The sequence below is a fragment of the Caulobacter sp. B11 genome (assembly GCF_002737765.1).
GTDB lineage: Bacteria > Pseudomonadota > Alphaproteobacteria > Caulobacterales > Caulobacteraceae > Caulobacter.
Genome location: NZ_PEGG01000191.1, coordinates 1 through 5276, shown reverse-complemented (window position 1 = coordinate 5276; position 5276 = coordinate 1). Strand labels below are relative to the sequence as shown.

At 68.6% G+C, this 5276-nt stretch carries 6 protein-coding genes and 2 pseudogenes; 4 read left to right on the top strand and 4 right to left on the bottom strand.

Features of this window, described 5'->3' with window-relative positions:
* Both CSW58_RS08670 and CSW58_RS08665 read left to right on the top strand, forming a co-directional pair.
* A pseudogene (locus tag CSW58_RS08670) lies at positions 1–257 on the top strand (ADP-glyceromanno-heptose 6-epimerase); the annotation flags it as partial.
* Between the two features lie 144 nt (positions 258–401).
* On the top strand, positions 402–1889 hold the full coding sequence (locus CSW58_RS08665; RefSeq protein ID WP_099447024.1) for a hydroxymethylglutaryl-CoA synthase family protein: 1488 nt from the start codon (positions 402–404) through the stop codon (positions 1887–1889).
* Positions 1890–1896: 7 nt separating this feature from the next.
* Here the strand turns inward: CSW58_RS08665 and CSW58_RS08660 are convergent, their stop codons facing one another.
* Both CSW58_RS08660 and CSW58_RS08655 read right to left on the bottom strand, forming a co-directional pair.
* A complete protein-coding gene (locus tag CSW58_RS08660; protein WP_099447023.1) occupies positions 1897–2280 on the bottom strand; it encodes a type II toxin-antitoxin system VapC family toxin in 384 nt (127 codons plus the stop codon).
* Positions 2277–2531 (bottom strand): type II toxin-antitoxin system VapB family antitoxin, encoded by a 255-nt coding sequence (locus CSW58_RS08655; protein ID WP_099447022.1) that lies wholly within the window; start codon positions 2529–2531, stop codon positions 2277–2279. Before CSW58_RS08655 ends, CSW58_RS08660 begins: the two co-directional genes overlap by 4 nt.
* Before the next feature lie 64 nt (positions 2532–2595).
* Between CSW58_RS08655 and CSW58_RS08650 the strand changes: the two genes are divergently transcribed.
* Entirely contained in the window at positions 2596–3798 is a 1203-nt protein-coding gene (locus tag CSW58_RS08650) for an acetyl-CoA acetyltransferase (RefSeq protein ID WP_099447021.1), read from the top strand.
* A 32-nt stretch (positions 3799–3830) separates the two neighbouring features.
* Positions 3831–4985: a DUF3089 domain-containing protein gene (locus tag CSW58_RS08645; protein WP_099447020.1), complete on the top strand. Its 1155-nt coding sequence runs from the start codon at positions 3831–3833 to the stop codon at positions 4983–4985.
* Here the strand turns inward: CSW58_RS08645 and CSW58_RS15790 are convergent.
* The gene (locus CSW58_RS15790) at positions 4952–5062 is read right to left on the bottom strand and encodes a hypothetical protein (RefSeq protein ID WP_255406573.1); all 111 of its coding nucleotides are present in this window, start codon (positions 5060–5062) and stop codon (positions 4952–4954) included. The two genes, CSW58_RS08645 and CSW58_RS15790, sit on opposite strands and share 34 nt — an antisense overlap.
* 82 nt (positions 5063–5144) lie before the next feature.
* Positions 5145–5219: pseudogene (locus CSW58_RS15785) on the bottom strand (protein kinase); the annotation flags it as partial.
* Between the last annotated feature and the right edge of the window lie 57 nt (positions 5220–5276).

Genomic DNA, 5276 nt, shown 5'->3' with positions numbered 1-5276 from the left:
GCGTCTACAACCTCGGCTCGGGCCAGGCGCGATCGTTCAAGGACCTGCCGAGGCGACCTTCCGGCCATCGGCCGCGAACACCCGAGATCGCCTATATCGACATGCCCGAGGTGCTGCGCGGCAAGTACCAATACTTCACCCAGGCCCGCATGGATCGCCTGCGGGCCGCCGGCTACAACGCCCCGATGACCAGCCTGGAAGACGGGGTCGAAGACTATGTGGCGGGCTATCTGAACACCGACGATCCCTATCGCTGACGCGGCGCGGCGCGAACCCCGTCTCGAGTCCGCTCGCCGGAAAAGCGGTCGGCCTAACGCCACGTCATACTTGCCGACGCCTTCCGCGAGCGTAATCTAACCGCTGATCAGTCGCCGGAACGGGCGTCAGTCAGGGAGTGGAATATGGTCGGCATCGCTGCCTGGGGCGCCTACGCGCCGCGCCTTCGTCTCAGCCGCAAGGCGGTGGCCGTGGCCAATGCCTGGGTCGCGCCCAATCTGATGGGCAAGGCCAAGGGCGAACGCTCGATGGCCAACTGGGACGAGGACGCCCTGACCATGGCGGTCGAGGCCGCCCGCGACGCCCTGGGGCCGGCGGATGACCGCTCTCACATCGACGCCCTCTATTTCGCCTCGACCACGGCGCCCTTCGTCGACCGGCTCAACGCCGGCATCGTGGCCGGCGCCCTGACCCTGGAAAAGGCCATCAGTTCGGCCGATGTCACCGGCTCGCAGCGCTGCGGGCTGGGGGCCCTGGCCCAGGCCCTGGCCGCCGTGAAGGGCGGATCGGCCCGCCAAGCCCTGGTCACGGCGGGCGAGCACCGCCGCACCCGCGCCGCCTCGACCCAGGAAATGGACTTCGGCGACGCCGCCGCCGCCTTCGTGATCGCCGAGGGCCCCGGCGCGGCCGAGTTCCTCGGGCGCGGCACGGTCACCGACGACTTCGTCGACCATTTCCGCGGCGCCGACAGTGATTTCGACTACCAGTGGGAAGAGCGCTGGATCCGTGACGAGGGCATCGTCAAGCTGGTCCCGCCGGCCATTCGCCAGGCCCTCGCCGACGCCGGCCTGACCGCCGCCGACGTCAAGCATTTCTGCTTCCCCTCGACCTTCGCCGGCATGGCCGCCAGCCTGGCCAAGACCCTGGGGATCGCCCCCGAGGCGGTGCGCGACAACCTCGCCTCGCGGCTGGGCGAGGCCGGCAGCGCCCACGGCCCGCTGATGCTGGCCCATGCCCTTGACGAGGCCAAGCCCGGCGAGGTGATCCTGGTCGCCCAGTTCGGTCAGGGGGCCGAGGCCCTGCTGTTCAGGGTCACCGACGCCATCGACGCGGCCCGTCCGGCCCGCGGCGTGGTCGGGGCCCTGGCCGAACGCAAGGAAGAGACCAACTACCTGAAGTTCCTCACCTTCAACGGCCTGATCGAGTGGGAAAAGGGGATGCGGGCCGAGAAGGACAACAAGACCGCCCTGACCACCCTCTATCGCAACCAGGACATGATCCTGGGCCTGGTGGGCGGGCGGTGCCGCGAGACCGGCGTGGTGCAGTTCCCCCGCACCCGCATCTCGGTGGCCCCGAACAATCCGGCCGTCGACACCCAGGAGCCCTACCGCTTCGCCGAGCGCAAGGCCTCGGTGCTGAGCTATTCGGCCGACTACCTGACCTTCTCGATGGCCCCGCCCAACCACTACGGCATGATCGTTTTCGAGGGCGGCGGCCGGATCATGCTGGACATCACCGATGTCGAGCCGGGCGACGTCGACACCGGCCTGCCGGTCAAGATGGTCTTCCGGGTCAAGGACGTCGACGATAAGCGCGGCTTCACCCGCTATTTCTGGAAAGCGACGCCGGATCGTTCAGCGATCGCGGCCCAGGCCGCCGTGGCGGCGGAGTAGGGGCGTGTCAGACGGCCCGCTTCACATCGGTGGCGGCGAAGTCCTCACCCTTGAACAGCAGCGGCAGGTCGCGGGACTTGGCCAGGGCGTAGCTGAAGCAGTCGCCGTAGTTCAGGCCGTGGCGGCCACGGCGATAGGTTTTGAAGGCTACTTCGGCCAGCCCGGCGAGTGTTTCGTCGAAAGCGACCGTGGTCAGTTGCAGATCGGCGATCAGGTTACCGAGTTCGGCGGCCTTGCCGTCGCCGTATCGTCGCGTGACCACAACAAAGGCTTCGAGTCGGCTTGGCGCAGAAATTATGGCGGGCGTACTGAAGATCAGCTGGAGAAAGCTCTCGGCTTCCGGCTCGCCCCGAAAGATCGCGATCAGCGCCGAGGTATCGACAACGATCACCTCGGCAGACCATCCGCGTCGTACACGAGCTCCTCGTCAGAGCCGGCTTCGAGGATCGGCGCGGCCGCCACGCGCTTCTGGATCTCTCGAATGCGCGCGATTCGCGCAGCGCGATCATCGGCGTCGTCCGGGGTGCGGTCGAGCTCGGTGCGCAGGGCTCGCGCTATGGCGTCGGTCAAGCTCAGCCCCGTCCGCTCGGCCAATTGCCGCGCCATTCGATCGGCTTCGTCGGTCAGGATGATCCGCGTCATGGCGCTAAATATACACCCAATCAATACGGCCTTAAAGCCGACCGAAACCTAGGGAGCACTCACCATGGCCAAGGGCATTCGCGACAAGGTCGCCATCCTCGGGATGGGCTGCAGCAAGTTCGGCGAGCGTTGGGACGCCGGTCCCGACGACCTGATGGTCGAGGCCTATATCGAGGCCATGGCCGACGCCGGCATCGAGGCCAGCCAGTTGGACGCGGCCTGGTTCTCGACCCATGTTGACGAGATGGGCACCGGCAAGGGCGGCACGCCGATGTCGACCGCCCTGCGCCTGCCCAATATCGCCGTGACCCGGGTGGAGAACTTCTGCGCCTCGGGCTCCGAAGCCTTCCGCGGCGCGGTCTATGCCGTGGCCTCTGGCGCGGCCGACATCGCCATCGCCCTGGGCGTCGAGAAGCTCAAGGACACCGGCTATGGCGGCCTGCCGGTCGCCAATCCAGGGACCCTGACGCCGCAGGTCATGCCCAACGGCTCGGCCCCCGGCAACTTCGCCCAGCTGGCCAGCGCCTATCGCGCCAAACACGGCGTCTCCAAGGACGACCTCAAGCGCGCCATCGCTCACGTGTCGGTCAAGAGCCACGCCAACGGGACCAAGAACAAGAAGGCCCACCTGCAAAAGGCGGTCACCGAGGAGCAGGTGCTCAACGCGCCGATGATCGCCGAGCCGCTGGGCCTGTTCGACTGCTGCGGCGTGTCGGACGGCGCGGCCTGCGCCATCGTCACCACCCCGGAGATCGCCCGGGCCATGGGCAAGCGCAACCTGACCCTGGTCAAGGCCATCCAGCTGTCGGTCTCCAACGGCTATGAGAGCCAGTACAACGGCTGGGACGGCAGCCACTTCCACACCGCCCGCATCGCCGCCGGCAAGGCCTATCGCGAGGCCGGAATCGAGCGGCCGCGCGAGCAGATCTCGATGATGGAGGTGCATGACTGCTTCTCGATCACCGAGCTGGTGACCATGGAAGACCTGTTCATCTCGCCGGAAGGCCAGGGCTGGCGCGACGTGCTCAATGGCTTCTATGACGCCGACGGCGGCGTGCCCTGCCAGATCGACGGCGGCCTCAAGTGCTTCGGCCACCCCATCGGCGCCTCGGGCCTGCGGATGCTGTACGAGATGTACCTCCAGCTGCAGGGCCGGGCCGGCGAGCGCCAGCTCAGCGATCCGGTGTTCGGCATGACCCACAATCTGGGCGGCGGACCGGCCAGCAATGTCTGTTCGGTGGCGATCATCGGTCAGGAAGGGGCGTAGTCCGCATCCGCGCCTTGGTGTAGGCAAGGCGCATGGGCGAACGCTTCAAGGGCTTCAAGCGCTGGATTTTCGTAGGCGCGCTGCTGCTGGCGGCGCTCCTGGCGGCGGCCTGTTTCTATTGGCGCTACGACATCCTGCGCACCACCCTGGATCCGAAGATCCCGTTCCAGGCCTATCGTCCGCCGGCCGCGCCGGACTATGGCCGGGACGAGGCCTGGGCCCTGCTGCCGCGCGACCCCGCCGCCCGTCCGCCCGCCGATCGACCGGTGGACGTCTTCTTCGTTCATCCCACCAGCTTTGACGGCGGGCGGGACTGGAATGCGCCGATCGACCAGGTCCGCGCCGCCCGGGATCTGTCGCGGGTCATGCTGCCCAACTATGCGGGGCCCTTCGCCCGGGTCGGCCGGATCTTCGCGCCGCGCTATCGCCAGGCCAGCCTCTACACCTTCCTGACCCTGCGCGACGACGCCCGCGACGCCCGCCGCTTCGCCTATGGCGACGTCCGCGATGCGTTCCGGCTCTATGTCAGCCGCTACAGCCAGGACCGGCCTCTGGTGCTGGTCGGGGTCGAGCAGGGCGGAACCCTGCTGTCCCGGCTGGTGACCGAGGAGGTGGCGACCCATCCAGAGCTGCTGGCCCGGCTGGCCGGCGTCTATCTGATCGAGACGGTGGTTCCCGCCGCCGATTACGGCCCCGGGGCCCTGGTCCCGGCCTGCGAGCGGCGCGACCAGGCCGGCTGCGTGGTCGCCTACGCCTCGCTGCAGGACGGCGATTTTCCCAAGGCCCAGGAGCTGATCAATCGCTCCCTGGTCTGGGACGAGGCCGAACAGCTGGTCGAACTCCAGGGCCGCGCGCCCCTGTGCGTCAATCCCCTGACCGGCGGCCTGGGGACCGAGCGCGTCCCGGCCCGGCTCAATCTCGGGGCCGCCAACGCCACGGGGCTGGAATGGGGGTCGCGTCCGGCCTTCCTCAAGCGCCAGGTCTGGGCCCAGTGCGACGGCGGCCTGCTGCATACGGGGCGCTCGAAATCCACCTCGCTGCGGCCGACAGGCTCATGGACCGATCGGCGCAAGGTTCCCGGCTATAACCTGTTCTTCGCCGACATCGAGGCCGACGCCCGCACCCGGGTCTCGACCCTGCTGGGCCGTCCGGCCTATGGCGCGCCCAAGGCCGCCAGTCCCGAATAGGTCGGCTGGTCGATGGCGATCTGATCGATCAGGCTGGCCCGCAGATGGGCCAGCAGGCCTGGGTCGAGCGGCGCCATCCGGCCGTCCCTCAAGCGATTGCCAGAGCGCCGCGTTCAGGGTCGAAAAATCGCCGGACTGGCCGAGTAACCGCTCCAGCCGGGCGATCGCCGCCGCCTCGGCCGCCTCGCCCAGGGCCGCCTCGCGGTCGAGAGTGGCGCGGGCGTTGTCGGCCACCCGGGCCAGGAAGGCGCCCCGGGGGTCCGACGGGTCCAGGGCCTCGACCGCCTCGAG

Bases quoted from the DNA above. Each gene is read 5' to 3' on its own strand.
- CSW58_RS08645 (WP_099447020.1), top strand. From the start codon at position 3,831: ATGGGCGAACGCTTCAAGGGCTTCAAGCGCTGGATTTTCGTAGGCGCG.
- CSW58_RS08665 (WP_099447024.1), top strand. From the start codon at position 402: ATGGTCGGCATCGCTGCCTGGGGCGCCTACGCGCCGCGCCTTCGTCTC.
- CSW58_RS08655 (WP_099447022.1), bottom strand. From the start codon at position 2,531: ATGACGCGGATCATCCTGACCGACGAAGCCGATCGAATGGCGCGGCAA.
- CSW58_RS15790 (WP_255406573.1), bottom strand. From the start codon at position 5,062: ATGGCGCCGCTCGACCCAGGCCTGCTGGCCCATCTGCGGGCCAGCCTG.
- CSW58_RS08650 (WP_099447021.1), top strand. From the start codon at position 2,596: ATGGCCAAGGGCATTCGCGACAAGGTCGCCATCCTCGGGATGGGCTGC.